Source organism: Janthinobacterium lyxosi, from assembly GCF_051380665.1.
In the GTDB taxonomy this organism is placed as follows: Bacteria; Pseudomonadota; Gammaproteobacteria; order Burkholderiales; family Burkholderiaceae_D; genus Janthinobacterium.
Genome location: NZ_JBNYXM010000004.1, coordinates 237,837 through 264,116, shown reverse-complemented (window position 1 = coordinate 264,116; position 26,280 = coordinate 237,837). Strand labels below are relative to the sequence as shown.

At 61.5% G+C, this 26,280-nt stretch carries 25 protein-coding genes and 1 pseudogene; 16 read left to right on the top strand and 10 right to left on the bottom strand.

The window, feature by feature from the left end; genetic code table 11:
* Nucleotides 1-138: 138 nt before the first annotated feature.
* Nucleotides 139-837, bottom strand: a complete 699-nt coding sequence (locus tag ACQ4WP_RS05985) for a FadR/GntR family transcriptional regulator (protein WP_436519113.1) — start codon at nucleotides 835-837, stop codon at nucleotides 139-141.
* Nucleotides 838-989: 152 nt separating this feature from the next.
* Between ACQ4WP_RS05985 and ACQ4WP_RS05980 the strand changes: the two genes are divergently transcribed.
* The 5 genes and pseudogenes from ACQ4WP_RS05980 to ACQ4WP_RS05960 all read left to right on the top strand — a co-directional run bounded on the left by ACQ4WP_RS05980 (nucleotide 990) and on the right by ACQ4WP_RS05960 (nucleotide 4,637).
* Nucleotides 990-1,787 carry a (Fe-S)-binding protein gene (locus ACQ4WP_RS05980; protein ID WP_436519112.1) on the top strand — a complete coding sequence of 266 codons (798 nt, stop codon included), beginning with the start codon at nucleotides 990-992 and terminating at the stop codon, nucleotides 1,785-1,787.
* Nucleotides 1,784-2,500, top strand: a complete 717-nt coding sequence (locus tag ACQ4WP_RS05975; RefSeq protein ID WP_436519111.1) for a LutC/YkgG family protein — start codon at nucleotides 1,784-1,786, stop codon at nucleotides 2,498-2,500. The genes ACQ4WP_RS05980 and ACQ4WP_RS05975 overlap by 4 nt, the downstream gene beginning before the upstream one ends.
* Complete coding sequence (locus tag ACQ4WP_RS05970; RefSeq protein WP_436519110.1) at nucleotides 2,497-3,942, top strand: LutB/LldF family L-lactate oxidation iron-sulfur protein; 1,446 nt, start codon at nucleotides 2,497-2,499, stop codon at nucleotides 3,940-3,942. The genes ACQ4WP_RS05975 and ACQ4WP_RS05970 overlap by 4 nt, the downstream gene beginning before the upstream one ends.
* Before the next feature lie 132 nt (nucleotides 3,943-4,074).
* Nucleotides 4,075-4,223, top strand: a pseudogene (locus tag ACQ4WP_RS05965) (L-lactate permease); the annotation flags it as partial.
* Nucleotides 4,224-4,226: 3 nt separating this feature from the next.
* Nucleotides 4,227-4,637 carry an L-lactate permease gene (locus tag ACQ4WP_RS05960; RefSeq protein WP_436519141.1) on the top strand — a complete coding sequence of 137 codons (411 nt, stop codon included), beginning with the start codon at nucleotides 4,227-4,229 and terminating at the stop codon, nucleotides 4,635-4,637.
* Nucleotides 4,638-4,695: 58 nt separating this feature from the next.
* On the opposite strand, the gene ACQ4WP_RS05955 is transcribed toward ACQ4WP_RS05960, so the two are convergent.
* Nucleotides 4,696-5,223 carry an NADPH-dependent FMN reductase gene (locus ACQ4WP_RS05955; RefSeq protein ID WP_436519109.1) on the bottom strand — a complete coding sequence of 176 codons (528 nt, stop codon included), beginning with the start codon at nucleotides 5,221-5,223 and terminating at the stop codon, nucleotides 4,696-4,698.
* Between the two features lie 109 nt (nucleotides 5,224-5,332).
* On the bottom strand, nucleotides 5,333-5,566 hold the full coding sequence (locus ACQ4WP_RS05950; protein ID WP_436519108.1) for a DUF3563 family protein: 234 nt from the start codon (nucleotides 5,564-5,566) through the stop codon (nucleotides 5,333-5,335).
* A 303-nt stretch (nucleotides 5,567-5,869) separates the two neighbouring features.
* On the opposite strand from ACQ4WP_RS05950, the gene fucP reads away from it, so the two are divergent.
* The gene (gene fucP / locus ACQ4WP_RS05945; RefSeq protein ID WP_436519107.1) at nucleotides 5,870-7,174 is read left to right on the top strand and encodes an L-fucose:H+ symporter permease; all 1,305 of its coding nucleotides are present in this window, start codon (nucleotides 5,870-5,872) and stop codon (nucleotides 7,172-7,174) included.
* Nucleotides 7,175-7,226: 52 nt separating this feature from the next.
* Here the strand turns inward: fucP and ACQ4WP_RS05940 are convergent, their stop codons facing one another.
* Complete coding sequence (locus tag ACQ4WP_RS05940) at nucleotides 7,227-8,120, bottom strand: LysR substrate-binding domain-containing protein (protein ID WP_436519106.1); 894 nt, start codon at nucleotides 8,118-8,120, stop codon at nucleotides 7,227-7,229.
* A 159-nt stretch (nucleotides 8,121-8,279) separates the two neighbouring features.
* Between ACQ4WP_RS05940 and scpC the strand changes: the two genes are divergently transcribed.
* Nucleotides 8,280-9,776, top strand: a complete 1,497-nt coding sequence (gene scpC, locus ACQ4WP_RS05935; RefSeq protein WP_436519105.1) for a succinyl-CoA:acetate CoA-transferase ScpC — start codon at nucleotides 8,280-8,282, stop codon at nucleotides 9,774-9,776.
* A 97-nt stretch (nucleotides 9,777-9,873) separates the two neighbouring features.
* Here scpC and ACQ4WP_RS05930 read toward each other — a convergent pair whose 3' ends face one another.
* A complete protein-coding gene (locus tag ACQ4WP_RS05930) occupies nucleotides 9,874-10,536 on the bottom strand; it encodes a TetR/AcrR family transcriptional regulator (RefSeq protein ID WP_436519104.1) in 663 nt (220 codons plus the stop codon).
* A 300-nt stretch (nucleotides 10,537-10,836) separates the two neighbouring features.
* Here ACQ4WP_RS05930 and ACQ4WP_RS05925 point away from each other — a divergent pair, with 300 nt between their 5' ends.
* Together ACQ4WP_RS05925 and ACQ4WP_RS05920 are read left to right on the top strand one after the other, a co-directional pair.
* Nucleotides 10,837-11,958 (top strand): M14 family metallopeptidase, encoded by a 1,122-nt coding sequence (locus ACQ4WP_RS05925; protein ID WP_436519103.1) that lies wholly within the window; start codon nucleotides 10,837-10,839, stop codon nucleotides 11,956-11,958.
* Between the two features lie 12 nt (nucleotides 11,959-11,970).
* Nucleotides 11,971-12,435: a CYTH domain-containing protein gene (locus ACQ4WP_RS05920; RefSeq protein ID WP_436519102.1), complete on the top strand. Its 465-nt coding sequence runs from the start codon at nucleotides 11,971-11,973 to the stop codon at nucleotides 12,433-12,435.
* A gap of 214 nt (nucleotides 12,436-12,649) precedes the next feature.
* On the opposite strand, the gene ACQ4WP_RS05915 is transcribed toward ACQ4WP_RS05920, so the two are convergent.
* The 5 genes from ACQ4WP_RS05915 to ACQ4WP_RS05895 all read right to left on the bottom strand — a co-directional run bounded on the left by ACQ4WP_RS05915 (nucleotide 12,650) and on the right by ACQ4WP_RS05895 (nucleotide 19,593).
* Nucleotides 12,650-13,903: a DUF2863 family protein gene (locus tag ACQ4WP_RS05915; protein WP_436519101.1), complete on the bottom strand. Its 1,254-nt coding sequence runs from the start codon at nucleotides 13,901-13,903 to the stop codon at nucleotides 12,650-12,652.
* Nucleotides 13,904-14,116: 213 nt separating this feature from the next.
* Nucleotides 14,117-16,837 carry an aconitate hydratase AcnA gene (gene acnA / locus ACQ4WP_RS05910; RefSeq protein WP_436519100.1) on the bottom strand — a complete coding sequence of 907 codons (2,721 nt, stop codon included), beginning with the start codon at nucleotides 16,835-16,837 and terminating at the stop codon, nucleotides 14,117-14,119.
* 88 nt (nucleotides 16,838-16,925) lie between these two features.
* Nucleotides 16,926-17,480: a hypothetical protein gene (locus tag ACQ4WP_RS05905; RefSeq protein ID WP_436519099.1), complete on the bottom strand. Its 555-nt coding sequence runs from the start codon at nucleotides 17,478-17,480 to the stop codon at nucleotides 16,926-16,928.
* Between the two features lie 13 nt (nucleotides 17,481-17,493).
* A complete protein-coding gene (locus tag ACQ4WP_RS05900; RefSeq protein WP_436519098.1) occupies nucleotides 17,494-18,492 on the bottom strand; it encodes an HpcH/HpaI aldolase/citrate lyase family protein in 999 nt (332 codons plus the stop codon).
* Nucleotides 18,493-18,603: 111 nt separating this feature from the next.
* Complete coding sequence (locus ACQ4WP_RS05895; protein ID WP_034789110.1) at nucleotides 18,604-19,593, bottom strand: malate dehydrogenase; 990 nt, start codon at nucleotides 19,591-19,593, stop codon at nucleotides 18,604-18,606.
* A gap of 305 nt (nucleotides 19,594-19,898) precedes the next feature.
* Here ACQ4WP_RS05895 and ACQ4WP_RS05890 point away from each other — a divergent pair, with 305 nt between their 5' ends.
* The 7 genes from ACQ4WP_RS05890 to gltA all read left to right on the top strand — a co-directional run bounded on the left by ACQ4WP_RS05890 (nucleotide 19,899) and on the right by gltA (nucleotide 26,204).
* Entirely contained in the window at nucleotides 19,899-20,780 is an 882-nt protein-coding gene (locus tag ACQ4WP_RS05890) for a GntR family transcriptional regulator (RefSeq protein ID WP_436519097.1), read from the top strand.
* Nucleotides 20,781-21,086: 306 nt separating this feature from the next.
* Nucleotides 21,087-21,509, top strand: a complete 423-nt coding sequence (sdhC, locus tag ACQ4WP_RS05885) for a succinate dehydrogenase, cytochrome b556 subunit (RefSeq protein ID WP_436519096.1) — start codon at nucleotides 21,087-21,089, stop codon at nucleotides 21,507-21,509.
* Nucleotides 21,510-21,511: 2 nt separating this feature from the next.
* Nucleotides 21,512-21,877 carry a succinate dehydrogenase, hydrophobic membrane anchor protein gene (gene sdhD / locus ACQ4WP_RS05880; RefSeq protein ID WP_426070720.1) on the top strand — a complete coding sequence of 122 codons (366 nt, stop codon included), beginning with the start codon at nucleotides 21,512-21,514 and terminating at the stop codon, nucleotides 21,875-21,877.
* 2 nt (nucleotides 21,878-21,879) lie between these two features.
* Complete coding sequence (gene sdhA, locus ACQ4WP_RS05875) at nucleotides 21,880-23,661, top strand: succinate dehydrogenase flavoprotein subunit (protein WP_436519095.1); 1,782 nt, start codon at nucleotides 21,880-21,882, stop codon at nucleotides 23,659-23,661.
* Between the two features lie 9 nt (nucleotides 23,662-23,670).
* Complete coding sequence (locus tag ACQ4WP_RS05870) at nucleotides 23,671-24,381, top strand: succinate dehydrogenase iron-sulfur subunit (RefSeq protein WP_034752075.1); 711 nt, start codon at nucleotides 23,671-23,673, stop codon at nucleotides 24,379-24,381.
* A gap of 117 nt (nucleotides 24,382-24,498) precedes the next feature.
* A complete protein-coding gene (locus tag ACQ4WP_RS05865; RefSeq protein ID WP_436519140.1) occupies nucleotides 24,499-24,780 on the top strand; it encodes an FAD assembly factor SdhE in 282 nt (93 codons plus the stop codon).
* Between the two features lie 122 nt (nucleotides 24,781-24,902).
* The gene (gltA, locus tag ACQ4WP_RS05860) at nucleotides 24,903-26,204 is read left to right on the top strand and encodes a citrate synthase (protein ID WP_099400296.1); all 1,302 of its coding nucleotides are present in this window, start codon (nucleotides 24,903-24,905) and stop codon (nucleotides 26,202-26,204) included.
* The last annotated feature ends 76 nt before the right edge of the window (nucleotides 26,205-26,280 follow it).

Below are 26,280 nucleotides of genomic sequence, written 5' to 3'. Positions count from 1 at the left end.
ATAGCCTCAGTGGCATGGTGCAAATGCATGGAAACCTGTCGGATGGCGAATCGGGACCCTATTCTTGCCCGCCCCTGCGACAAGGCACGACGCATTGCCTACCATGTTCGTCGTCTAGATTGGTCCTACCAGTGACCCTTATTCATCGCTGATAACGCGTGTGCGCACGAAATCGATGTGGCCTTGCATGGCCGTGCGCGCTTCCTCGGGCTGGCTGGCGCAGATGGCCTGGCACAGGGTGCGGTGCTGCGACAGCAGTTGCAGCGAGGTGGCGTCGTCCTGCTGGCGCAAGCCCGTGCCATTGATGGTGATATGTTCGCGCAGCATGCCGATGATGCTGGTGTGCAAGTGCAGGAACATGGTGTTGTGCGACGCTTGCGCGATGACTTCATGCAGCCGCGCATCGGCCTGCGCCTCGCCGTGCTTGTCGTCGCTGGCGCGCGCCTGTTCCAGCTCGGCCAGCAGCGCCATGATCTGTGCGCGCTCGCCGCTGCTGGCCCGCTGCGCCGCAAAGTAGGCCGTCGCCCCTTCCAGCACGCGGCGGAATTCCAGGATGTCGTCGCGCAGGGCGGGGTGGTCGGCCACCAGCTGGCTCCACGGCGAAGCCATGCCGGTGCGCAATTGATCCGTCACGAACACGCCGGCGCCGCGCCGGCTGCGCACCAGTCCCCGCGCCGCCAGCCGCTGCACCGCTTCGCGCACGGTATTGCGCGAGACCCCATATTGCAGTGCCAGCAGGCGCTCGGCCGGCAACTGTGCGCCCGCCGGCAAGCTGCCGTCCAGCAGGGCGGTCTCCAGTCTGCGCATCACCGTTTCGACCCTGCCCCGCGTTTGCATGCCTGTCGCCATCGCTGTCTTTCGGTGTTGTTTTAAAGTGGTCCGAGCAATTTGAAGTGGCTCGCGGAAGCTGGAATTATGCGTGAACCGGTCATTCTTAACAACACACAGCGGCGCCGCAGCAACACACAGAGCGCCGGGGAGACACAGTCATGCAGCCAGACCCGCGCCAGCCACGCCACTACCCGCCCGCACCGCTCCAGGTGTACCTGTTCGCCACCTGCCTGGTGGATATCTTCGTACCGCAGGCGGGACTCGACGCGGTGCGCCTGCTGGAGCGGGAAGGCTTGCTGGTGCATTATCCGCGTGGCCAGAGCTGCTGCGGCCAGCCCGCCTACAGCAGCGGCAACCCGGAACAGGCGCGTGCCGTGGCGCGCGCCCAGCTGGACTTGTTTGCGCAACCCTGGCCCGTGATCGTGCCGTCCGGCTCCTGCGCCGGCATGATGCGCCATCACTGGCCGCAGCTGTTCCAGGACGACCCCGTGGCCGGCCCCAAGGCGTTGGAGCTGGCCGAACGCGTGTATGAACTGAGTGAATTTCTCGTCTGCGTGCTGAAACTCGACCTGGCCGGCCTGGCCCTGGCCGTCGCCGGGCAGGCGGATGAAAACGTGGTGCTGCACACCTCGTGCGGCGCGCGCCGCGAAATGGGCACCCGGCTCCACGGTGTGGCGCTGGTTGACGCCTTGCCCGGCGTGACGCGCATCGAACATCAGCGCGAATCGGAATGCTGCGGCTTCGGCGGCACGTTTTCATTGAAACACCCGGACATTTCCGGCGCCATGGTCAGCGACAAGATCGCCTCGGCCTGCGCCACGGGTTGCGACCGGCTCGTTTCGGCCGACTGCGGCTGTCTGCTCAATATCGGCCACGCCGCGCAGCACCAGGGCGCGCCGTTGCCCGTCGAGCACCTGGCCAGCTTCTTGTGGCGCCGCACGGGAGGCGCGGCATGAGCGCAGCCCTGACTGCCCGTGAACGCATGCTGGGGCGTCTGCGCGCAGCTAAGCCCGCCGCGCCCGATGCGGTGGAGGCCATCGACGTGGCCATCGATCAGCATTACCTGGTGCGACTAACAGCGGCGCCGCTGTCGCCACGGGGCAGGATAGCCGCCATGCAGGCAGCCCTGCGCGCCGCGCATGCCGATGTCGATTGCGTGAGCAGCGATGCCTGGCCCGCCCTGCTGGCGCAGCGCCTGGACGCGCACGGCGCGCGCCGTTTGCTGTTCGATACCGGCAGCACCGAAGGCCAGGCCTTGCGCGCCGCCTTGCCGCCCAAGGTGGAAGCACTGTCTTTTGAGCGTCCGCTGGCGCAGTGGAAGGGTGAACTGTTCGATACCGTCGATGCCGGTTTTACCGTCGCCCGTTCGGGCATCGCCGCCACGGGCACCCTGGTCATTGCGCCCGATGCGGCCACGCCGCGCACGGTGTCGCTGGCGCCGCCCTTGCACATTTGCCTGGTGTATGCGAGCACCCTGCATGCGCACTTGCATGCGGCGGCGCGCGCCGAGCGCTGGGCGGACGGCATGCCGGCCAACCTGGTGCTGGTGTCGGGCCCCTCGAAAACGTCGGACATCCAGCAAACCCTGGCCTATGGCGCGCACGGTCCGCGCTGGCTGTGGGTGCTGATCGTCGATGACTTGTCAGCCCATGAAGGAGGCCAGGCATGAACGCCAAGCCCATGCAATTCGTCAAACCGGCCGACTTCCATGCGCGTGCGCGCGCCGCGCTGGACGACCCGAAGCTGCGCCAGAGTTTTCGCGGCGCCATGGATTTCTTGCAGGACAAGCGCAGCGCCCAGTTCCCCGACGGCGACGAACTGGAACGCCTGCGCGACATCGGCGAAGCCGTGCGCCAGCACGCGCTGGCGCGCTTGCCCGATTTGCTGGTGCAGCTGGAAGACAGGCTGACGGCGGCCGGCGTGCAGGTGCACTGGGCCGAGGATGGCGAGCAGGCCAACGCCATCATCCATGCCATCGCCGAAAGGAAGCAGGCGACGCGCTTCATCAAGGGCAAGTCGATGGCCAGCGAGGAAATCGAGCTCAATCACTACCTGGAGGCGCGCGGCATGACGTGCCTGGAGTCGGACATGGGCGAGTACATCGTCCAGCTGGCCGGCGAAAAGCCGTCGCATATCGTCATGCCGGCGATTCACAAGACGAAGGCCGATATCGCCGGCCTGTTCGCCGAGCATATTCCCGATGCGCCCTACACGGAAGACGTCGACAGCCTGATCCAGACGGGGCGGCGCGCCCTGCGCCAGGCCTTCGTCGAGGCGGACATCGGCCTGTCGGGGGTGAACTTCGCGGCGGCCGACACGGGCACCCTGTGGCTGGTGGAGAACGAAGGCAATGGCCGTCTGACGACGTCCGTGCCCGAGGTGCATATCGCCATCATGGGCATGGAAAAAGTGGTGGCCAAGCTGGAGCACATCGTGCCGCTGGCCAGTTTGCTGACGCGCTCGGCGACGGGGCAGGCCATCACCACGTATTTCAACCTGATTTCGGGGCCGCGCCGCGAAGGTGAAAAGGATGGGCCGCGCGAAGTGCACCTGGTGCTGCTCGACAACGGCCGCAGCCAGGCCTACGCGGACGAGCAGCTGCGCGCCACCCTGCAATGCATCCGCTGCGGCGCCTGCATGAACCACTGCCCCGTCTATACGCGCATCGGCGGCCACGCCTACGGCACCACGTATCCGGGGCCGATCGGCAAGATCATTTCGCCCCACTTGCTGGGGCTGGATGCGACGGCCGACCTGGCCACCGCGTCCAGCCTGTGCGGCGCCTGCGGCGAAGTGTGCCCCGTGCGCATCCCGATTCCGCAACTGCTGGTGCGCCTGCGCACGGAAGCGAACCGCAATCCGGCAGAGCAGGTTGCGCATCCGCTGCGCGGGCAGGGCGCCAAGTTCAGCCGCGGCGAAAGCCTGATCTGGCGCTTCTGGAGCGGCGCCTTTGCGCGCCCGGCCAGCTACCGCCTGTTCCGCTGGGCCGCCACGCGCCTGCGGATGCTGACGCCGCGCGCGCAACTGGGCTGGACGCAGCACCGCAAGCCTTTGCTGCCGGCGCCGCGCAGCCTGGCCGACCTGCTCAATGCACGGGGGCAGGAGGAATAGCCCGGCCCAGGAGCACCGAAGCACCGCAAAAAACACGCTACACGCACTGACATCAAAAGCTGTTTTTTCACTCAACCCGCAACCACCGGAGCAGACCCGACATACAAACCTGGACCCAACTTCATACATCGCTTGGCAGCCGGCTATGGTTTTGCTTACGGCTTGTGGCCTATCGCGTGGGTCATCGTCACGGCCGTCTTCCTGTACAAGATCGTCGTCAAGACGGGCAGATCGAGATCATCCGCGCCTCCGTGCTGTCGGTCACGGACGACCAGTGCCTGCAGGTGCTGCTGATCGGCTTTGCCTTCGGTGCCTTCCTGGAGCGGGCCGCCGCCGGCGGTGCGTTATCGGGTCTGGTCATCAAGATCCACGGGCCCTACCTGGACCAGCCGGGCGTCTCCCTGACGGGGGCCGACACGTCTTCGAACGCCTTGTTCCGCTCCCTGCAAAACACCACGGCGCACCAGATCGGCGACCCCGACACCTTGCTGGTGGCGGCCAATACGACGGGCGGCGTGACGGCGAAGATGATCTCGCCCCAATCGATCGCCGTCGCCTGCGCCGCAGCTGGCCTGGCGGGCAAGGAATCGGACCTGTTCCGCTTTACCTTGAGGCACAGCCTGTTGTTTGCCGTCATCATCGGCATCATCACCATGCTGCAGGCGTACGTGTTCACCGGCATGATTGCGCATTGACCGGCCCGTAGAAGTACGTAGTAAAACTAGATAAATTGATAGTGAAACGTGCAGAGGGTCATGAAAATGACCTGATGCACTGCAGCATATCGAGGCTGGCCCGGCGCAATGCCGGGTCCTCAGCGATGCCGTCCGCATCCAGACCCGATCCCAGCAGAGGCAGGCTGATGCAGGCGTCCTCGATCAGGCGCGCCGACATGGTGCGCACCGTTTCGCGCAAGGCCGCCTGCGCGTGCGTGGCGCGCGGCGAGGTGTTCAGCAGCACCAGCGGCTTGTCGATGAACGATTCGTTTCCCACCATCCAGTCCAACGCGTTTTTCATGGGGCCGCTCACACCGTGCGCGTACTCGGGGCTGGCCAGCATCAGCACGTCAGCCGCCAGGATGGCGTCGCGCAGGCCCGCCACAACCGGCAGGCTGTCGGCGTCGAGGTCGGGATTGAACAGGGGTAATTCGCCGAGTCCCTGATAGATGCGAATTGCATATTCCGCTGGGGCAAGCCGGGCGATGGCGTGCAGCAGGGCGGTGTTCAGCGAGGCGGCGCGCAGGCTGCCGGCGATGGCGAGAATGGTAATGGGCGTTTGCATCCCGCCTGTATAGCCCATCCTGTGCTCAAGCGCAAGGCGAGCAGGATGGCGCTATCGATGTTGCAACAGTCCATGATGGGCTGCGATGAGTGCCTTGGTATTGCGGCACTTAACGGCTCAGGCCGCTCATCCAGCTGGGCTGCGGGTTGGCACGGGCCAGTTCGCGCATGCGGTATTCCAGGTCGTAACGGTCGGTCGATTCGGCCAGGTAGGCTTCTTCGTAAGCGCGTTCGCGGCGGTCGCTGCTGTGGTTCAGCCAGGCGCCAAGACGTTTGGCGGCATGGACCAGGGTGGCGACGATATTGCTGTTTTGCGTGGTGTGATAGCTAAATGCGGTAGACATGGCAGACTCCTAGTGTGGCGTGCCGCGTTGTGCTGCACTGCAATATAAGTATAGCGATTTCAAGTTATAAGGCTACTTTTGTTTTCGAATGTCAGCTATTCAATTATCGAATAATTGATGGGAAACCTGCGCAATCCGGGGCCTTTCGGGCATAATGCGGCCGCAGCAAGGTAGTTTTACTACGCACTCGGCCTTGCGAAGATGTTGCTTTCAAACACGAGCGCTGCCGCTGCCTGGCGGTGTCCATGCAAGCGGTGGGCCAGGGCAGGGCACGATAATCTTGGATAGAACAATGGAGAAAGTATGGAACACGTAAAGCAGGGGCTGGGTGCATCGCACGCACAGGCCGGCACGCAAAACAATACAGGCGCCCTGATCATTGTCACGGTGCTGTTTTTCATGTGGGGACTGCTGACATCGCTCAATGATGTGCTGATCCCCCATCTGCGCTCGATCTACACCTTGACTTATGTCCAGGCGATGCTGGTGCAGTTCTGCTTCTTTGGCGCCTACGCCATCGTCTCGCTGCCGGCCGGCATGCTGATCAAGAAAATCGGTTACCAGCGCGGCGTTGTCGCGGGCTTGCTGATCGCCGCTGCCGGCTGCGCCATGTTTTACCCGGCGTCGACCGGCAGCTATGCGCTGTTCCTCTTGTCCTTCTTCATCCTGGCGGCCGGCATCACCGTGCTGCAGGTGGCGGCCAATCCGTACGTGACGGAACTGGGCGACCCGCAGACGGCGTCGAGCCGTTTGACCCTGACGCAAGCCTTCAACGCCCTGGGCACCACGGTGGCGCCGGCGCTGGGCGGCATGCTGATTTTGTCGGGCACCGTGCTGACGGTGCAGCAGTTCGACTTGCTGCCGGCAGTCGAGCAACTGGCCTACCGCGCCAAGGAAGCGGCCTCCGTGCAAGGGCCTTATCTGGTGCTGGCCGCTACCCTGGTGATACTGGCCGTGCTGTTCGCACTGGCAAAACTGCCGAAGATTTCGCATGCCGACGATGCCGCTGCCCTGGCGCAGGCAGGCAACAAGGTCTCGATCTGGTCGCACCGCCACCTGGTGCTGGGCGCGCTGGCCATCTTCCTGTATGTGGGCGGTGAAGTCAGCATCGGCAGCTTCCTGATCAACTTCCTGGGCGAGAGCCATATCGCTGGCCTCAGCCACGCCGACGCCGCGTATTTCGTCAGCTATTACTGGGGTGGCGCCATGCTGGGCCGCTTCGTCGGCTTTGCCGTGATGCGCTATGTCAGCCCGGGCAAGACCCTGGCCTTCAACGCCGCCGTCGTCATCGCGCTGATCCTCGTCGCCGTGTTCTCCAGCGGTCACACGGCCATGTGGGCATTGATCGCCGTCGGCCTGTTCAATTCCATCATGTTCCCGACCATCTTCAGCATGGCCCTGAACAAGCTGGGCGCGCAAACGGGCCAAGGCTCGGGCATTCTGTGCATGGCCATCGTCGGCGGCGCCATCGTGCCGTTCATCCAGGGCTTCCTGGCCGACCATATCAACCTGCAGCTGTCCTTCCTCGTGCCGGCCGTGTGCTACACCTTCATTTTGTACTTCGGCTGGAAGTACGCCAGCATGTACAACGACGACGCCGCCAAATAAGCTGCGCTGTCGTGATCAATCAAAAGGGGTGGCCTCGGCCACCCTTTTTACGTCAGTGCGCGAACTGCGTGCCCAGCACGTCCTGGCAGACCTCGAGCCAGGCGCGCGCCGCGTGCGACAGATAACGCCCGCTCCAGACGTGCGCTACCTGCCACGCCACCTCCGGCTCGACGAGGCGCACCGCCTCCAAAGGTTCGCCGGCCAGGCGGTGGATGAACGGCTCGGGCAGCAGGGCCACGCCCAGGCCCGCCGAGGCCATCGCCACCAGCCAGTCCCACTGGCCGCTCTGCGCCGCGATGGTCGGCGTGAAGCCCGCTTGCGCGAAATGCTGGCGCAGGCTGCGCGTGAGGGCGAAATCATCTTTTAACAGCACCAGCGGCAGCTCGGCCAGCGCCTTGAAGGGCAGTGTCGTGCGCTGCTTCTGGAACGTGCCCGGTTCGGCCAGGGCCCAGATCGGGTAGCTGGCGATGGTGACCGCCACGAGGTCGAGCTCCGGGTCGGCCGGCAGCACCGTCATGCCGATTTCCAGCTCGCCGGCCGCCACCTTGCGCTCGATCTGCTGGCCCGTGTCTTCCTGCAGGGTCAGGCTGATGTTCGGGTGGCGCGCGCGAAAGGCCTTCAATACTGGCGTGAACAGCACATTAATCATGGGCGGGATGCCGACCGTCAGGCTGCCGCGCTGCAAGGCCTGGGTGTCGCGCACTTCCAGGGTCAGCTGGCGCATATTGGCCAGCATTTCCTGGCCGTGCTGGTAGACGATGCGCCCCGTGTCCGTCAGGGTCAGCTTGCGCCCGTCGCGCACCAGCAGCTGGGCGCCCACTTCTGCTTCCAGCTGGCGCACCATCTTGCTGATGGTGGACTGGGTCAGGTGCAGCGATTCTGCCGCCTGCGTAAAGCTCGACAGGCGCACGGTTTCGACAAAATAGCGCAGGGAACGGATATCCAAGATGGGGCTCGCCTCGGCGAAGCATGAAAATATCGACTGGGTTTGGCGAAATTAATTCATGCCATGCATGTAGCCGGGATTTTATACTGAATCCACTTATGGGGTTGGTGTATGACAGCCATCCAGTTTGAGAATATTAAGAATATCAGGAGCATCACGATGTACGAGGACCGTATCCGCCACCCAGGCTTGCTCAGCAAAATCATGAGCGCCGATGAGGCAGCCAAATTATTCCGCAACGGCATGCGTGTCGGCATGAGCGGCTTTACCCGTGCTGGCGACGCCAAGGCCCTGCCGCGCGCGCTGGCCGAGCGCGCCCTGCAAGACCCCTTGAGCCTGACCCTGATCACGGGCGCTTCGTTGGGCAATGGCAGCGACGGCCTGATGGCCGAGGCGGGCGTGCTGGCGCGCCGCATGCCGTTCCAGGTTGACCCTGTGCTGCGCGGCAAGATCAACAACGGTGAAGTCATGTTCATCGACCAGCATCTGTCGGAAACGGCCGAGCAGCTACGCTCTGGCAACTTGGCCGCCGTCGATATCGCAGTCATCGAAGCGACGGCCATCACGGCGGCCGGCGCCATCATCCCGACCATGTCGGTGGGCAATTCCGCCGCCTTCGCCCAGCAGGCAACGCAAGTCATCATCGAAATCAATCTGTCCACGCCGCTGGCGCTGGAAGGCTTACACGACATTTATATTCCGCAAGCCCTGCCGGGGCGTGAACCGATTCCCCTCACGCGCGTCGACCAGCGGCTGGGCAGCACGGCCATTGCCATCGACCCGGCACGCATCGCCGCCATCGTCATCACGGACAGCCCGGACAGCCCGTCGAACACCTTGCCGCCCGACGCGGAAACGCAGGCCATTGCCGGCCACGTGATCGCCTTCCTGCAAGGCGAAGTGGCGGCCGGGCGCATGGGTCCGGAATTGCTGCCCCTGCAGGCGGGCATCGGCACCATTGCCAATGCCGTGCTGCATGGCCTGATCGGTTCGCCCTTCCGGAACATGACGATGTATTCGGAAGTGCTGCAGGACAGCGCCATCGAGCTGCTCGATTCTGGCCAGCTGGCGTTTGCCTCGGCCTCGTCGATCACCCTCTCGGCCGCCGTGCATCAAAAGCTGACGGACAATATCGACCATTACCGCTCGAAGATCGTGCTGCGCCCGCAAGAGATCAGCAACCATCCGGAAATCGTGCGCCGCCTGGGCATCATCGCCCTGAACACGGCGCTCGAATTTGATATTTATGGCAACGTCAATTCCACGCACGTGTGCGGCACGCATATGATGAACGGTATCGGCGGCTCGGGCGACTTTGCGCGCAACGGGCAAGTATCGATGTTCGTGTCGAAATCGGCGGCCAAGGGCGGGCGCATTTCCAGCGTCGTGCCGATGGTCTCGCATGTGGACCATACGGAGCATGACGTCGACGTGCTGGTCACGGAGTGGGGTTTTGCGGACTTGCGTGGCCTGGCGCCGCGCGAACGGGCGCCATTGATCATCGAGCGCTGCACGCATCCTGATTACCGCGATCAATTGCGCGCGTACTACGACGCGGCATGCCAGCGCGGCGGCCACACGCCGCACATCCTGGAGCAGGCGCTGTCGTGGCATACGCGCTACCAGGAAACGCAGAGCATGCTGGCAGCGCAATAAATCAGGTCAGCGCAGATAAAGGCAGGACAGGGCAGGGCGGTACATCACCGCGCCTGCCCATTTTTTTCGCCTGGCGCACCTTGCGCCAGATCAAAGGTCAGACCGCGGGCGCAAAGCGCAGGCGGATGCCTGCCGTGACGACAGCCAGCAAGTCGTCGATATGCGCATTCATTTCCGGGTGCGGCGTCCATGGGTCGCCCGCATCCATGACGATGCGCAGCGACACGAGGCCGTGCAGCGATTGCCAGAAGATTTGCGTCATCGTGTGCAGCGCCGGCTCGTTCTGGCGCACCTTGCCCGCCTGCGCCAGCTCGCCGAACAGGTGCAGCGCGTAGGCGTACGGATCCTGCTCGATATTGCCGTGTTGCACTTCGACGGCGTCGATTTCCGCATGCGGGCGCAATTCCATGAAGATCAGCGAATATTCGTCGGGATGCTGGAAACCGTACTCGATGTAGGCGCGGCCGACCAGGCGGATGCGTTCCCACGGGTCAATGCTGGTGGCGCAGGCCGTGCGCATGGCACGCACCAGTTCCAGCAAGTCCTTGTCCATGGCCTGGGCGATCAAGGTGGCCTTGTCGCGGAACAGGGCGTACACGACCGTGGTGGAAAAACCGGCCGCTTCGGCCACTTTGCGGATGGAGACGGCGCGCGCCCCCCCCTTCTTGATGAGATCTTTGACGACGTCGATGATGTGCTCGCGCCGCGCCTGGGCCTCGCGTAACTTTCTTTCCTGAATATTGGTCAACTTCTTGTCCACGACTCTTTCCTGGCGACTCTATGAAAGCGAGAATTATAGGGTGGCGATGGGCTGCCAATGTGTCTGGCATTGTTACAATTCAGTTTTTTGTCCGGTCGATGCGACAGTGCACCGATTTTTCGCCCTTTTGCCCGGCACTTTTCCATCGATGCCACGAATTGGTGCATAAATCGCCGGGCCGGGCTTTGCGAACGGAGCCAAAGGGCGGAAAATAGAGGGATAGCTTACACTGCGTTTTTAGCGCGACGGCAGTAGCCCACGAGGCAGCGCCGGAACACTTACATTGGACGGTATCATTATATGACCATTAAAATCAGCCAGAACTTCGACTCGGGTGCCATCGACGTGGTGAGCGCCACCAGCGTCGGCGCCATCGACCTGAACTTGCGCAAGGATAGCCACGCCGATATCCACCAGTGGTTCCATTTCCGCCTGCAGGGCGCGCGTGACCAGGCATGCACGCTGCGCATCCTGAACGCGGGCCAGGCCACCTATCCGGCCGGCTATGAAGGCTACCAGGCCGTGGCCAGCTACGATAGCGAAAACTGGTTCCGCGTGCCGACCTCGTTCGATGGCCAGGTCATGACGATTTCGCATACGCCGGAACTCGACAGCGTGTACTACGCCTATTTCGAACCGTATTCGTGGGAGCGCCATTTGCGCCTGCTGGGCGAAGTAGCCGAGCATCCGCTGGCGCGCGTGTCCGACCTGGGCAGCACGGTTGACGGCCGCGACATGAACATGGTCACCATCGGCAACCCGCAGGCGGAAAAGAAGATCTGGGTCATCGCGCGCCAGCATCCGGGCGAATCGATGGCCGAATGGTTCGTCGAAGGCCTGATTGACTCGCTGCTGGATGACGCCAACCCGATCGCGCGCAAGCTGCTGCAGCGCGCCGTGTTCCACATCGTGCCGAACATGAATCCGGACGGCTCCATCCGCGGCAACTTGCGCACGAATGCGGCTGGCGCCAACCTGAACCGCGAATGGATGACGCCATCGCTGGAGTCCAGCCCGGAAGTGCTGTGCGTGAAAAACAAGATCCACGAAACGGGCGTCGACATGTTCTTCGACATCCACGGCGATGAAGCGTTGCCATATAACTTCGTGGCCGGCAACGAAATGCTGGAAAACTTCACGCCGGCGCAAGCGGCGCAGCAGAAGGCCTTCATCGAGCGCTACAAGCAGGCCAGTCCCGATTTCCAGGACAAGTTCGGCTATGCGGCCAGCAAGTACAAGTCGGACATGCTGACCCTGGCGTCGAAATACATCGGCCACCACTTCGGCTGCCTGGCGCTGACCCTGGAAATGCCGTTCAAGGAAAACGCCGACTTGCCGGATCCAGCCGTGGGCTGGAATGGCGCGCGCAGCGCGGCACTGGGTGCGGCCATGCTGCAGCCTATCCTGCTGTCGCTGGATTGAACGGCGTTGATCATGGGCGTCGAGATCGAGCGTAAATTCCTGTTGCAAGGCGATGCCTGGCGCGGTCTGGGGCAGGCGGTGCTGCTGCGCCAGGGCTATTTGTCGTCCGCGCGCGAGCGCGTGGCGCGCGTGCGCATCGAGGGGCAACAGGCGATGCTGACCATCAAGGGCGCGAACGTGGGCGCGACGCGCGGCGAGTGGGAGTATCCGATTCCGCTGGCCGACGCCGTTGAACTGCTCGACGGTCTGTGCGAACAGCCGTTGATCGAAAAGTACCGCCATCGCATCGAGCACGCGGGCATGGTGTGGGAAGTCGATGAGTTCCTGGGCGCGAATGCGGGTTTGATCGTGGCCGAGATCGAACTGGCTTCGGAAGACCAACCCTTCGAGAAACCCGATTGGATAGGCGCGGAAGTGTCGGGCGATGCGCGCTACTACAACGCGAATTTGATTCGCCACCCGTTTTCACAGTGGTGATGGCGCGATAAGCGCGACTTGAAATGCAAAAAGGCGGAACCGAGGTTCCGCCTTTTTGTTTTTAAACGTCTTTTAATCAAGGTATCGACACCTCTTCAAACCGTAGCGAGCAAGCCCGATATCGGGTTGAGTAACGCAGCTGTACTAAAGGTACAGCGAGTAACGCCGACCCGAGAGCGGGCTGCGCAGTAGGTTTGAAGAGTGTGTCATCAGATCAATGGAAGTGTTCGGTGCCTTGTGGCGTATCTTCCGGCATTTCCGCATGCGCCAGCTCACCGACAGGATCGGCAAACAACGGCGCGCCGCAATCGTCGCAGTATTCACCGACAAAACGTTCCGCGTGGCGCTTGATCTGCGTCACGCCGGCCGCGTTCAGGTGCTCGATGATTTCATCGACGGGCGTCTTTTGCTTGTCCAGCGCGGCGATGCCGACCTGGATCAGGCCTTCGATCGGCGTGCCATCCTCGTCTTCCTGGCCATACAGGGGCCAGACGATGCCGTAGATGACGTCCGGCGTCTGGCGCAGGGTGAAGGCGATGCGGTACTCGTCGACCTGGCCATCGGCCGCTTCTTCGCCGAAACCGGCGATGACGGCGCGCAGTTCCGACGGCTCGATGGCCAGCGTATGCGTCAGGTAATGCACGGCGGCGCGCACGGAGACGGGGCGTATCAGCTTGTCCGCTTCGCGGCAGGCCACGTAGTACGCTTCCGGCAGCAGCAACTCCAGGCCGCAACCGGGCAACAGGCGGGCGATGGTCGGCGTCGCCTGCGCGCGCCATTGTTCCAGGGCGGCACTGCGCTCGGCGATAAAGTCCAGCTGGCTGGCCGGCGTCTGCCAGCGGAACAGCGGTGCGCCAGCAGGCGCCACCACGGCCACCAGCAGGTAGCGCGTGTCGGCCAGGAAGGGCGCCGTTTCCGCTTCTTTGCTTGAGGGCTTGACGGCCGTGCCTTTCAGGGCGGCCAGTGCCAGCTTCTGCGTCTTGGCATAGGTCTCGACGTGGCTGCGCGGCAGCTGGTCAATCGAATACAGGGTCGGCGCCATGGCCATCTTCGTGCCATCGGCCAGCAGGTGGGCGGCGAAATGCGCGGATAGCACGCCGTGCGCATCGCCGGCCATGGGGCCGGAGGCGATGGAAAAGCGCGTCCACGCCAGGATGGGCACGGCGACGAGCAGGGCGTCATAGCGCACGTCTTCATGCGTGATGACGGTCGATTCGCTAACGGCTTCAACGCAGTCCATCAGCACGTCGTAGGCGTTCAAGTCTTCTTTGAACAGGCTGCCCAGGGTGTTGTCGATGGTGTCCTGGTGGCCGGTTTTGAGTAATTTCTGGAGCTGCGTATCCAGGCTGTGTTCCCAGGACCGCTCTTCGAGACGGCTGGCTGCCTGTACGATCGCCTGGGCAAAGGTGACCAGGCGCTGGCTGTCGGCAGTCAGTTTATGGGATGAATCTTTGGAAGGACGACGCATAGCGGGATAAGAGTCTCGGAAAGTGAAAAAAATGGATCAGTCAAACAATGATAAACCCTTATAACCGTATTGTAGAGGATTCGGCCGCACGCAATACGTAAGCTATCCTCAGATCATGCCAATAGTCGAAATTTCAAGGAAAAACGGGGTGGAGGGACGAAAAAAAGCGCCGGTCGAAACCGGCGCTCTTATCTTGCCTCACAGCTGGGCTGATTACTCGGCCAGCAGTTGACGCAATACGAATGGCAGGATACCGCCATGCTTGTAGTAATCAACTTCGATCGGCGTATCGATGCGCAGCAGTACTTTCACGTCGACGCTGGTGCCGTCGGCGCGGTGGATCACCAGGGTGGCCAGTTGCTGTGGCTTGATTTCGCCTTCGAGGCCTTTCAGGTCGAAGGTTTCATTGCCGGTGATGCCCAGCGTTTGTACGCTGTCGTCGCCGATGAATTGCAGCGGCAGCACGCCCATGCCCACCAGGTTCGAACGGTGGATGCGCTCGAACGAACGGGTGATCACGGCTTTTACGCCCAGCAGCTGGGTGCCCTTGGCTGCCCAGTCGCGCGACGAGCCCGTACCGTACTCTTCGCCGCCGAAGACCATGGTTGGCGTGCCTTCAGCAACATATTTCATCGCTGCGTCGTAGATCGACATCTGTTCGCCGGAAGGCTGGTGTATCGTGATGCCGCCTTCGACCGCCGAACCGTCTGCCTTGGCAGGGATCATGCGGTTCTTGATACGCACGTTGGCGAACGTGCCGCGCATCATGATTTCATGGTTGCCGCGACGCGAGCCGTAGGAGTTGAAGTCCGCTTTCAGGACGCCGTTTTCCTTCAGCCATTTGCCTGCAGGACCGTTTTCCTGGATCGAGCCGGCTGGTGAGATGTGGTCGGTGGTGATGGAATCGCCGAACACGCCCAGTGCGCGCGCGCCTTCGATGCCGGTGGCGACAGCTGCTGGCGTCATCGAGAAGTTGTCGAAGAACGGCGGTTCCGCGATGTAGGTCGATTTTGGCCAGTTGTAGACTTGACCGGACACGGTGGTGACTTTCTCCCACAGCTTGCCTGGGGCGCCCTTGACGTCCGCGTAGTTGTCCTTGAACACCTTGGCGTTCATGGCGAACTTCATCATGGCCGACACTTCAGCCGAGGTCGGCCAGATGTCGCCCAGGTAGACGTCCTTGCCGCCCTTGCCCTTGCCGACAGGTTCCGTCATCAGGTCGCGCGTCATGTTGCCGGCGATGGCGTAGGCGACGACCAGCGGTGGCGAAGCGAGGAAGTTCGAGCGGATGTTCGGGTGAATACGCGCTTCGAAGTTGCGGTTGCCCGACAGCACGGCCGACGCGACGATGTCGTGCGTGGCAATCGCTGCGTTCAGCTCAGGCGTCAGGTCGCCCGCATTGCCGATACAGGTGGTGCAGCCGTAGGCGGTCACGCCGAAGCCCAGTTTTTCCAGGTAGGGCAGCAGGCCGGCAGCGGTCAGGTACTCGGTGACGACGCGCGAGCCGGGAGCCAGCGAAGTCTTGATGTGCGGAGCGACTTTCAGGCCGGCTTCCACGGCTTTCTTGGCCAGCAGGCCGGCAGCCAGCATCACGCTCGGGTTCGAGGTGTTGGTGCACGAGGTGATCGCGGCGATCAGCACGTCGCCGTTCGATACTTTCACGCCATTCGTCGTTTCGTACACGGCGGCCAGGTCGGCCGGATTCTTGTTGAAGCCGTTCTCCGTGGTCGGCTTGGCGAACAGTTCCGCGAAGTTGGCCTTGACGTTGCCGATTTCGATACGGTCTTGCGGGCGTTTCGGGCCGGCCAGCGACGGAGCGACCGTGGCCAGGTTCAGTTCCACCACGCGGGTGTAGTCGATCTCGCCCGCTTTTGGAATGCCGTACAGGTTTTGCGCCTTGAAGTAGCCTTCGAACGCGGCGATTTCAGCCTTGCTGCGGCCGGTGCCCTTGAAGTAATCGATGGTCGCGTCGTCGACCGGGAAGAAGCCCATGGTCGCGCCGTATTCCGGTGCCATGTTGGCGATCGTCGCGCGGTCCGTCAGGGTCAAGGACTCCGTACCTTCGCCGAAGAATTCGACGAACTTGCCGACGACTTTCTCTTTGCGCAGCAGTTCGGTGATGGTCAGCACCAGATCGGTGGCGGTGCAGCCTTCGCGCAGCGCGCCCGACAGGTTCACGCCGATCACGTCAGGCGTCAGGAAGTAGACTGGTTGGCCCAGCATGCCGGCTTCCGCCTCGATGCCGCCCACGCCCCAGCCGACCACGCCGATGCCGTTGATCATGGTGGTGTGCGAGTCGGTGCCGACCAGGGTGTCAGGGTAGTACACGTCGCCAGCTTTCTTGCCTGCGTGATGCACGCCGCGTGCCAGGTATTCCAGGTTGACCTGGTGGACGATGCCGAAGCCTGGTGGCACGACGCCGAAGGTGTCGAATGCCTGCATGCCCCATTTCATGAACTGGTAACGCTCGTTGTTACGCGAGAATTCCAGTTTCATGTTCAGGTCCAACGCTTTCTTTTCGCGGTAGTGATCGATGGTCACCGAGTGGTCGACCACCAGGTCGACCGGCACCAGCGGTTCGATCTTCTTGGCGTCGATACCCATCTTGGCGGCCACGTTGCGCATCGCTGCCAGGTCGGCCAGCAGGGGAACGCCGGTGAAGTCTTGCAGCACGACGCGCGCCACTACGAACGGGATCTCGTCGGTGCGCTCGGCGGTCGGGCCCCAGCTCGCCAATTGCTTGACGTGTTCTTCGGTGACTTTTTTGCCGTCGCAGTTGCGCAATACCGATTCGAGCACGATGCGAATCGACACTGGCAGGCGGGAGACATTGATGCCCAGGCTTTTTTCCAGCGCAGGCAGGGAGTACAGCTTGCCCTTCTTGCTATCCGAAATATTAAAGTCCTTGAGCGTGTTCAGAGTGTTGCGGGACATGACCTCTCCTTGTTGGGTATCGTCTATTTATTGATTATTCAAATTACAAAACATGACTGAGCCCCCGAAGAGGCCCTTGCTGCTCACATCAGCCGCCGGTCGCCGGCAGCACGCCCAGCGATGGTGGGGCTTCCACCAAGGCTGCCGGCTTGGCTTGCTCCGAATCCTTGCATTCATTGGCCAGTTGGCGGCCCTGCTTGGAATCGAGCAGCATGCCCTTGGCCGGGATGCCGATCCAGACGAGACCATACAAACGGTTCTCGAAGCGGTTGGCGCCGGTGGTGGTGCCAACGCGGCTCAGGCGGTGCAGGCGCTTCTTCCAGCGCAGGGCGATGTGTTTGTCGTCAGTCGCATTGGTGTAGATGGTAATTTTATTACCAAGTTCACAATTGAAATCGGTGGAGGCCGAGCCTGCGGTGTCCGGCTCATCGGATTCTTCCTTGTCGACGACCGACATGGCGAGCGGATGCGCTTCCTTGGCGGAAGCCTTGGCCTTGACGGCCTTGGCTTTCGGCTTGGCCTTGACTGCCTTGGCTTTTGCCGGCTCCTTGGTATCCGTGGCGGCGAAGCTGGCTGGCGCCAGCGTGAGGGTCATGGCGCCCAGCGCGACGCTGCAGGCAATTGCTAATTTGGAGAGGGACATCGTGTAATTCCTGTCAGTTTTCAGTGGTGCTGGTGGGCAGCGCGTTGAGTAATGCAGCAGCCGCCTCGGGCAGGCCCAGGCCTGCCAGTTTGGCGCGTTGCAAAACGGTCCAATAATATCGGTAGCTGGCGCGGTCATGCAAGCGGCCATTTTGCGCAATCGGTCCCCAGTTGGCGCGCAGCGCTTCATTCAGGATGTTGCTGGCCTCGTTGACTTCGGACAGGCGCGGCGTGAAGGCCTTGATGATGGGCTTGATCTGGTCCGGGTGGATGCTCCACATGCGCGTGTAGCCGAACTCGGCCGTCGCGCGCTGGGCGTCATTCGCCACCACGGCCGAATCGCGCACGTCGGTCGTCACATTATGCGACGGTACCTTGCCGTGCGCGTGGCAGGCGGCCGCCACTTCCAGCTTGGCGCGCACCACCAGCGGGTGCGTGAACTGGCCCGGCGTGCGCATGGCGGCGGCGGGAATGGCGCCGTAGTGGGCCGAGACGAAATCCATGATGCCGAAGGACAGGCATTCGACCTGGGGCAGGGCGGCGATCGCGTAGGCGTCGCGCAGCGCGCCATGTGTTTCGATCAGGATATGCACGGGCAGGTTGTCGCGGCCGGCGCGGCGCGCGTGCAGGTTGATCAGGTCGATGGCCAGCATGGCATCCTGCACGCCGCCCACCTTGGGCACGGCGATGTAGGCCAGGCGGGCCGCGGCGGAGCAGATGATTTCCACGTCGCGCGCGAAAAACGGGCTGTCGACGTCGTGCACGCGTACGCCGATGCGGTTGAACTGGTTTTCGTCGCTGGCCAGCAGGCCGGCGATCATGTGGGCGTGGGTTTCTTCATTGCCGGCGCTGGCGCCGTCTTCGCAGTCGAACGTAATGTCGAACAGGGGCCCAAGCTCTTGTTGCAAAGCAATCGATTTACGCATCAGCTTTTCAGAGCCGGCGTAGTGGTCGCAAGCGGCGAGCAACAGCGGCTGGCGTTTGCCTTGGAATAAAACCTCGGAAGGGTGCATGCTTAAGGCATTTCTGCAGGTAAAAACTACTTGATAAAACAGCCGCGCCGCGAATCTCGCGGGGCGGCCTTCTTGGCGGGCGGCGCTCAGGCCGCGCCGCCAATACTGGATTTATGCCAGCAGGTGTTTCACGCCTTCGCGCTCTTCGGTCAGTTCTTTCAGGGTCAGGTTGATGCGCTCTTGCGAGAATGCATCGATTTCCAGACCTTGAACGATGGTGTACTCACCGTTGTCGGTGGTGACCGGGAAGCCGAAGACGGTGCCTTCAGGGATGCCATACGAGCCATCCGAAGGAACGCCCATGGTGGTCCACTTGCCAGCCGTGCCCAGCATCCAGTCATGGATGTGGTCGATGGCGGCGTTCGCTGCCGACGCTGCCGACGACAGGCCGCGCGCTTCGATGATGGCCGCGCCGCGCTTGCCGACGGTCGGCAGGAAGGTGTTGGCGTTCCATTCCTGGTCGTTGATCAGGTCCTTGACGGCCTTGCCGTTGACTGTGGCAAAACGGTAGTCGGCGTACATGGTTGGCGAGTGGTTGCCCCAGACGGTCAGCTTCTCGATGTCCTTGACGGCGGTGCCGGTCTTGGCAGCGACTTGCGACAGCGCGCGGTTGTGGTCCAGGCGCAGCATGGCGGTAAAGTTTTTCGCCGGCAGCGATGGCGCCGATTTCATGGCGATGTAGGCGTTGGTGTTGGCAGGGTTGCCGACCACCAGTACTTTGACATTGCGCGAAGCGACGGCGTCGAGCGCCTTGCCTTGTACCGTGAAGATCTGCGCGTTCGCTTCCAGCAGGTCCTTGCGTTCCATGCCCGGGCCGCGTGGACGCGCGCCAACCAGTACGGCCACGTCGACATCCTTGAATGCGGTCAGCGGATCGGAGTGGGCGGTCATTTCCGTCAGCAGCGGGAAGGCGCAGTCGTCGATTTCCATCATCACGCCCTTGAGCGCCTTCTGGGCTTTTTCGTCCGGGATTTCAAGCAGTTGCAAGATGACAGGCTGGTCTTTGCCGAGCATGTCGCCATTGGCGATGCGGAACAACAGGGCGTAGCCGATCTGGCCGGCGGCGCCGGTCACTGCAACACGCATTGGGGTTTTAGCCATGATGAATCTCCAAAAGTGGGAAAGAAAACGGGCTTGAAGCTGGGCTTACGCTTATCCGGAAAAACTATAATGATACCAAAACCGGCCCGCGTCACCGAATTGCTGGTGTACGCTGCCGTCACGCTCGTGCTGCACGAGGCCAGAGTGGCTGGCCGACAACATAAAACGATGGCTCACAAGTTTTATCGAAGGCAGTTTAGGCCTCTGATCTGTATCTGTCAATCATATCTTATGTCTTATATAAGACAGATAACTGCGAGTGTTTTACTGGACGCGGGCAGTGATTTGTGTTGAAATGTCGGACTATGAATTCCGCCTCGTCCAATCTGACCAATAATGCCACTGCTGCAAGCGGGGCGGTCAGTCCGACCGCGAGCACCCCCGCCACGCCCGTTGCCGCAGCGGCCGGCGCGCCTGTCACCGTGGTGGTCAGCAGCAATACCACTGCAGCGATGCCCGTCGCCAGCGCTTCGCCCACCTTCAGTCCCCTGTACCAGCAAATCAAGGCGCTCATTACGCAGAGCCTGCAATCGGGCGAGTGGAAGCCGGGTGAGCTAATCCCCAGCGAAGTCGAGCTGGCAGGCCGTTTCAAGGTCAGCCAGGGCACGGTGCGCAAGGCGATCGATGAGCTGGCCGCCGAGAATCTCGTCATGCGCCGCCAGGGCAAGGGCACTTTTGTTTCCACTCACCATGAGGCGCGCGCGCATTTCCGCTTCCTGCGCCTGGTGCCGGACGAAGGTGTGCCGCATTACCCAGAAAGCAAGTTCATCGAGGTCAAGCGCGTGCGCGCGCCCGCCGATGTGGCGCGCCTGATGGACCTGAAGTCCGGTGACGCCGTCATCTTCATCAAGCGCGTACAGTATTTCGACGGCGTGCCGACCATCGTCGAGGAGCTGTGGCTGCCTGGCCTGATCTTCAAGGGCCTGACGGCCGAGCGTCTGGTGGAGTACAAGGGCCCCATGTACGGCCTGTTCGAAACGGAATTTGGCACGCGCATGATACGCGCGTCCGAGCAGATCCGCGCCGTGTGCGCCGATGCGGGCGCCGCGCAATTGTTAAATATCGACCTCGGCACGCCCTTGCTCAGTTCCGAGCGCGTGTCGTTTACCTACGGCGACAAGCCGGTCGAACTGCGCCGGGGCTTGTACCTGACCAGTCGTCATCATTATCAGAATGAACTCAGCTGAAGCGGCGGGGCGCCCGCGGGCGTCCGGACAAGCGGCAAGGTTGGCGTGCATCGCTTGAAAGTGTCGGTCGCAAGGCGGGCATGGGAGACAACAGAATGCGCAGGCAAAGCGTGGCGCACCCGGAGTGGACTGTGTTTTGCCGGCGATTCTGTAATTAAATTACGTGAACTACGGAAAGTAGCGCGATATTTTGTAGTAAAAAACCATTTTGGTTATATGCAACAATAGATATTGGTGTGGGTTGCGAAAATAGGCGAAAATCGCGGCTTCGCTTCAATATTTAGTTATCAAGGGGAGGTTTTTGTTATGTCTGAAGCCGTAAGAGAAGTACCAAAAAAAGAACGGCCGGAATTCCGTAACATTCATGTTACCGAATTGTCGAATTACCGCATGGCCGTCGGCGCCATCGTCTCGATCCTGCATCGTATCAGCGGCTTTATCATTTTCGCCCTGCTGCCCTGCATCCTGTACATGCTGGAACAGAGCTTGCGTTCCGAAATGTCCTACGCTTACTTCCAGGGCATCGCATCGCACTGGTTCGTCAAGCTGATCACCCTGGCTCTGGTCTGGGCCTTCCTGCACCACTTCTGCGCCGGTATTCGCCACCTGTTCATGGATGTACACGTCGCCATCGAAAAAGATTCGGCACGCAAGACCGCTACCTCCGTGCTGGTCGTGAGCGTGGTGTTGACGGCCTTGGTCGCTTTGAAACTGTTTGGAGTATTTTAAACATGGCAGACAATAATATCGGACCGAAACGCCTCGTCGTCGGTGCCCATTACGGCTTGCGCGATTGGCTGGCGCAACGCGTCACCGCCATCGTCATGGTGGCCTACGTCGCCATCCTGCTGATTTCCTTCCTGACCGGCAATAATTTCAGCTATGAAGGCTGGGCCGGTTTGTTCGCACAGCAGTGGTTTAAATTGTTCAGCCTGGTGACTTTCGTCGCCCTGTTTTACCACGCATGGGTTGGCGTACGCGATATCTGGATGGACTACGTGAAAAGCGCTGGCCTCCGTTTGACGCTGCAAATTGCCACCATGCTGTGGTTGATCGCTTGTGCCGCTTGGACGGTGCAGATACTCTGGAGTGTGTAATCGTGGCAGCATATAAATCTGCAATTCCTACCCGCCGCTTTGATGCGGTTATCGTTGGCGCCGGCGGTTCCGGCATGCGCGCGTCGTTGCAACTGGCTGAAGCCGGCTTGAATGTCGCTGTCCTGTCGAAAGTTTTCCCGACCCGCTCGCACACTGTTGCGGCGCAGGGCGGTATTGGCGCGTCGCTCGGCAACATGGCCGAAGACAACTGGTTCTGGCACATGTTCGACACCGTCAAGGGTGGCGACTATCTGGGCGACCAGGATGCCATCGAATTCATGTGCCGCGAAGCACCGAAAGTCGTGTACGAACTGGAACACTTCGGCATGCCATTCGACCGCAACCCTGACGGCACCATCTATCAGCGTCCCTTCGGCGGCCACACGGCCCACTTCGGCGAAAAGCCGGTGCAGCGCGCTTGCGCGGCAGCCGACCGTACCGGTCACGCTTTGTTGCACACGCTGTACCAGCGCAACGTGCGTGCGCGTACGCACTTCTTCGTCGAATGGATGGCAATCGACCTGATCCGTGACGCCGAAGGCGACGTGATCGGTGTTGTCGCGCTGGAAATGGAAACCGGCGAATGCATGATTCTGGAAGCAAAGACGACGGTCATGGCAACGGGCGGCGCAGGCCGCATCTTCGCCGCATCGACTAACGCCTTCATCAATACGGGCGACGGCATGGGCATGGCGGCACGCGCCGGCCTGCCGCTGCAGGACATGGAATTCTGGCAGTTCCACCCGACCGGCGTGGCCGGCGCGGGCGTCTTGATCACCGAAGGCGTGCGCGGCGAAGGCGGCATCCTGATCAATAGCGAAGGCGAACGCTTCATGGAGCGCTATGCACCGACCCTGAAAGATCTGGCGCCGCGCGACTTCGTCTCGCGTTCGATGGACCAGGAAATCAAGGAAGGCCGCGGCTGCGGTCCGAACAAGGACCACGTGATGCTGGACCTGCGCCATATCGGCGCCGACACCATCGCCAAGCGCCTGCCGTCGATCCTGGAAATCGGCCACAAGTTCGCCAACGTCGACGCCACCAAGGAACCGATTCCTGTCGTGCCGACGATTCACTACCAGATGGGTGGCATTCCAACGAACATCCACGGCCAGGTCGTCACCCCGACCGGTCCGGATAATTCGGCGAAAGTCGTCAACGGCCTGTACGCGATCGGCGAATGCGCCTGCGTTTCCGTGCACGGCGCCAACCGCCTGGGCACGAACTCGCTGCTGGACCTGGTGGTCTTCGGCCGCGCGGCCGGCAACCACATTGTCAACAGCGGCCTGAAAGCCAAGGAAAACAAGCCTTTGCCGGCCGATGCTGCCGAATTTGCCATGGGTCGCCTGGCGCGCCTGGAAAATTCGACCGGCTCGGAAACCGTGCAGGGCGTGGCGAACGACATCCGCGCAACGATGCAGAAGTACTGCGGCGTGTTCCGTACCGACGAGATGCTGAACAAGGGCGTCGAAGAAATCATGAAGCTCGACGAGCGCCGCAAGCACGTCTCCTTCAAGGATAAATCGATGGTCTTCAACACGGCCCGCGTGGAAGCGCTGGAACTGGACAACCTGATCGAAACGGCCAAAGCGACCATCGTTTCGGCGGCAGCCCGCAAGGAATCGCGCGGCGCGCACGCCCAGGACGACTATCCGCAACGTGATGACGACAACTGGATGAAGCACACTCTGTGGTATTCGGAAGGCAACCGACTGGCATACAAGCCAGTCGTGACCAAGCCGCTGACGGTTGATACCTTCAAACCGAAACCACGTACTTTCTAAGGCTATACCATGGCACGCACTCTTAAATTCAAAATCTACCGCTACGATCCTGACCAGGATGCCAAGCCGTACATGCAAGACCTGACGGTCGAACTGAAAGACACCGACAAGATGCTGCTCGACGCACTGCAGCGCATCAAGGCGGACGTCGATGACTCGCTGGCCCTGCGCCGCTCGTGCCGCGAAGGCGTGTGCGGTTCGGACGCGATGAACATCAACGGCAAGAACGGCCTGGCATGCACCACCAACCTGAATGAACTGTCCGAGCCTATCGTGCTGCGTCCGTTGCCAGGTTTGCCGGTCATCCGCGACCTGATCGTCGACATGACGCAATTTTTCAAGCAGTACGATTCGATCAAGCCGTTCCTGATCAACGATTCGATCCCGCCTGAAAAAGAACGCCTGCAGTCGCCGGAACAGCGCGAAGAACTCGATGGCCTGTACGAGTGCATCTTGTGCGCATGCTGCTCCACGTCGTGCCCGTCGTTCTGGTGGAATCCGGACAAATTCGTCGGCCCGGCTGGCCTGCTGCAAGCCTACCGCTTCATCGCCGATTCGCGCGACGAAGCCACGGGCGCGCGTCTGGACAACCTGGAAGACCCGTACCGCCTGTTCCGTTGCCATTCGATCATGAACTGCGTTGACGTCTGCCCGAAAGGCTTGAACCCGAACAAGGCGATCGGCAAGATCAAGGAATTGATGGTCCGCCGCGCGATCTGATTCGTCTGATCGCGTCCGTCGGGCGCCGTTTGCGGGAAGAGGGTATCCTCTCTTGCCTGCAGGCGGCGCCTGCAAAGCAGCAGCGTGCCGCGAGGCACGCGTAAAGTGGTAAACCAAATGACAGAATCAATTTTGTCCTCGCATCAGGCCGACCCGGCCAATCGCGCCCGCCTGCGCTGGCGTTCACGCCGTGGCCTGCTGGAAAACGACATTATCCTGACCCGTTTTCTCGATGCGTATGAAACCGAATTGACCGATGAAGAAGTTGACGCGCTGACGCGTTTGCTGGATTTATCGGACAATGCGTTAATGGATCTGGTACTGGCCCGTAAAGAGCCGGAAGGCGAAGTCGATCTGCCGCATGTGTGCGCACTGCTGCAACGACTGCGCATTGCCTAGACGCCTGGGCGATATATTGCAAACGGTGCGAGTGGCGCGCTGTAGCACTGCCGAATTGCGGTGCGAATTGCAGCCAGAATTTTTGATTTTAATTTCGACTCACTCCCGAGAAGGAAGAGCCCATGAATATCTCTGACACAAAAGCTACCCTGTCGTTCTCCGATGGCAGCCCATCGCTTGAATTTCCAATCTACAAAGGCACGGTTGGCCCGGACGTCATCGACATCCGCAAACTGTACGCCGGTAGCGGCAAGTTCACCTACGACCCAGGCTTTATGTCGACGGCCGCCTGCAACTCGTCGATCACCTACATCGACGGCGACAAGGGCGAGCTGCTGTACCGTGGTTACCCGATCGAACAGTTGGCCGTCAACGCCGACTTCATGGAATCGTGCTACCTGCTGCTGAACGGCGAACTGCCGAACGCGGCGCAGAAAGCCAAGTTCGTCGACACCGTCACCAAGCACACGATGGTGCACGAACAGATGCAATTCTTCTTCCGTGGCTTCCGCCGCGACGCGCATCCGATGTCGGTCCTGGTGGGCACCGTCGGCGCGCTGGCATCGTTCTACCATGACTCGCTGGACATCAACGACCCGCGTCACCGCGAAGTGTCGGCCATCCGCCTGATCGCCAAGATGCCAACCCTGGTCGCCATGACCTACAAGTACTCGGTCGGCCAGCCGTTCGTGTACCCACGCAACGACCTGTCGTACAGCGCCAACTTCATGCACATGATGTTCGCCAACCCGTGCGAAGAGTACAAGGTCAACGACGTGCTGGTGCGCGCCCTGGACCGCATCCTGATCCTGCACGCAGACCACGAGCAAAACGCATCGACCTCGACCGTCCGTCTGGCCGGTTCGTCGGGCGCCAACCCGTTCGCCTGTATCGCTGCCGGTATCGCCTGCCTGTGGGGCCCTGCCCACGGCGGCGCCAACGAAGCGGCACTCAACATGCTGAAAGAAATCGGCACCGTCGAGAACATCCCTGCCTTCATCGAGCAAGTCAAGGACAAGAACTCCGGCGTCAAGCTGATGGGCTTTGGTCACCGCGTGTACAAGAACTTCGATCCACGCGCCAAGCTGATGCGTGAAACCTGCTACGAAGTGCTGCAAGAACTGGGTCTGCAAGACGACCCGCTGTTCAAGCTGGCGATGGAACTGGAAAAGATTGCACTGAACGACGACTACTTCGTGTCGCGCAAACTGTACCCGAACGTCGACTTCTACTCGGGCATCGTGCAATCGGCGCTGGGCATCCCTGTGTCGCTGTTCACCGGTATCTTCGCTATGGCCCGTACGATCGGCTGGATCGCCCAGTGGAACGAAATGATCGCCGACCCAGAGCAGAAAATCGGCCGTCCGCGCCAGCTGTTCGTCGGTTCGACCACGCGCGAAGTACTGCCACTGGACAAGCGTTAATCCACGGCGGTATCGAGCAAACAAAAAACGGGCTTCGGCCCGTTTTTTTATGGGCATCTTGCGCTCGATGCAAACC

Excerpts from the sequence above, each read along its gene's own strand:
- ACQ4WP_RS05985 (WP_436519113.1), bottom strand. The coding sequence starts at position 837 with ATGCAAACGCGGGGCAGGGTCGAAACGGTGATGCGCAGACTGGAGACC.
- ACQ4WP_RS05980 (WP_436519112.1), top strand. The coding sequence starts at position 990 with ATGCAGCCAGACCCGCGCCAGCCACGCCACTACCCGCCCGCACCGCTC.
- ACQ4WP_RS05975 (WP_436519111.1), top strand. The coding sequence starts at position 1,784 with ATGAGCGCAGCCCTGACTGCCCGTGAACGCATGCTGGGGCGTCTGCGC.
- ACQ4WP_RS05970 (WP_436519110.1), top strand. The coding sequence starts at position 2,497 with ATGAACGCCAAGCCCATGCAATTCGTCAAACCGGCCGACTTCCATGCG.
- ACQ4WP_RS05955 (WP_436519109.1), bottom strand. The coding sequence starts at position 5,223 with ATGCAAACGCCCATTACCATTCTCGCCATCGCCGGCAGCCTGCGCGCC.
- ACQ4WP_RS05950 (WP_436519108.1), bottom strand. The coding sequence starts at position 5,566 with ATGTCTACCGCATTTAGCTATCACACCACGCAAAACAGCAATATCGTC.
- fucP (WP_436519107.1), top strand. The coding sequence starts at position 5,870 with ATGGAACACGTAAAGCAGGGGCTGGGTGCATCGCACGCACAGGCCGGC.
- scpC (WP_436519105.1), top strand. The coding sequence starts at position 8,280 with ATGTACGAGGACCGTATCCGCCACCCAGGCTTGCTCAGCAAAATCATG.
- ACQ4WP_RS05925 (WP_436519103.1), top strand. The coding sequence starts at position 10,837 with ATGACCATTAAAATCAGCCAGAACTTCGACTCGGGTGCCATCGACGTG.
- ACQ4WP_RS05920 (WP_436519102.1), top strand. The coding sequence starts at position 11,971 with ATGGGCGTCGAGATCGAGCGTAAATTCCTGTTGCAAGGCGATGCCTGG.
- ACQ4WP_RS05915 (WP_436519101.1), bottom strand. The coding sequence starts at position 13,903 with ATGCGTCGTCCTTCCAAAGATTCATCCCATAAACTGACTGCCGACAGC.
- acnA (WP_436519100.1), bottom strand. The coding sequence starts at position 16,837 with ATGTCCCGCAACACTCTGAACACGCTCAAGGACTTTAATATTTCGGAT.
- ACQ4WP_RS05905 (WP_436519099.1), bottom strand. The coding sequence starts at position 17,480 with ATGTCCCTCTCCAAATTAGCAATTGCCTGCAGCGTCGCGCTGGGCGCC.
- ACQ4WP_RS05900 (WP_436519098.1), bottom strand. The coding sequence starts at position 18,492 with ATGCACCCTTCCGAGGTTTTATTCCAAGGCAAACGCCAGCCGCTGTTG.
- ACQ4WP_RS05895 (WP_034789110.1), bottom strand. The coding sequence starts at position 19,593 with ATGGCTAAAACCCCAATGCGTGTTGCAGTGACCGGCGCCGCCGGCCAG.
- ACQ4WP_RS05890 (WP_436519097.1), top strand. The coding sequence starts at position 19,899 with ATGAATTCCGCCTCGTCCAATCTGACCAATAATGCCACTGCTGCAAGC.
- sdhC (WP_436519096.1), top strand. The coding sequence starts at position 21,087 with ATGTCTGAAGCCGTAAGAGAAGTACCAAAAAAAGAACGGCCGGAATTC.
- sdhD (WP_426070720.1), top strand. The coding sequence starts at position 21,512 with ATGGCAGACAATAATATCGGACCGAAACGCCTCGTCGTCGGTGCCCAT.
- ACQ4WP_RS05870 (WP_034752075.1), top strand. The coding sequence starts at position 23,671 with ATGGCACGCACTCTTAAATTCAAAATCTACCGCTACGATCCTGACCAG.
- ACQ4WP_RS05865 (WP_436519140.1), top strand. The coding sequence starts at position 24,499 with ATGACAGAATCAATTTTGTCCTCGCATCAGGCCGACCCGGCCAATCGC.
- gltA (WP_099400296.1), top strand. The coding sequence starts at position 24,903 with ATGAATATCTCTGACACAAAAGCTACCCTGTCGTTCTCCGATGGCAGC.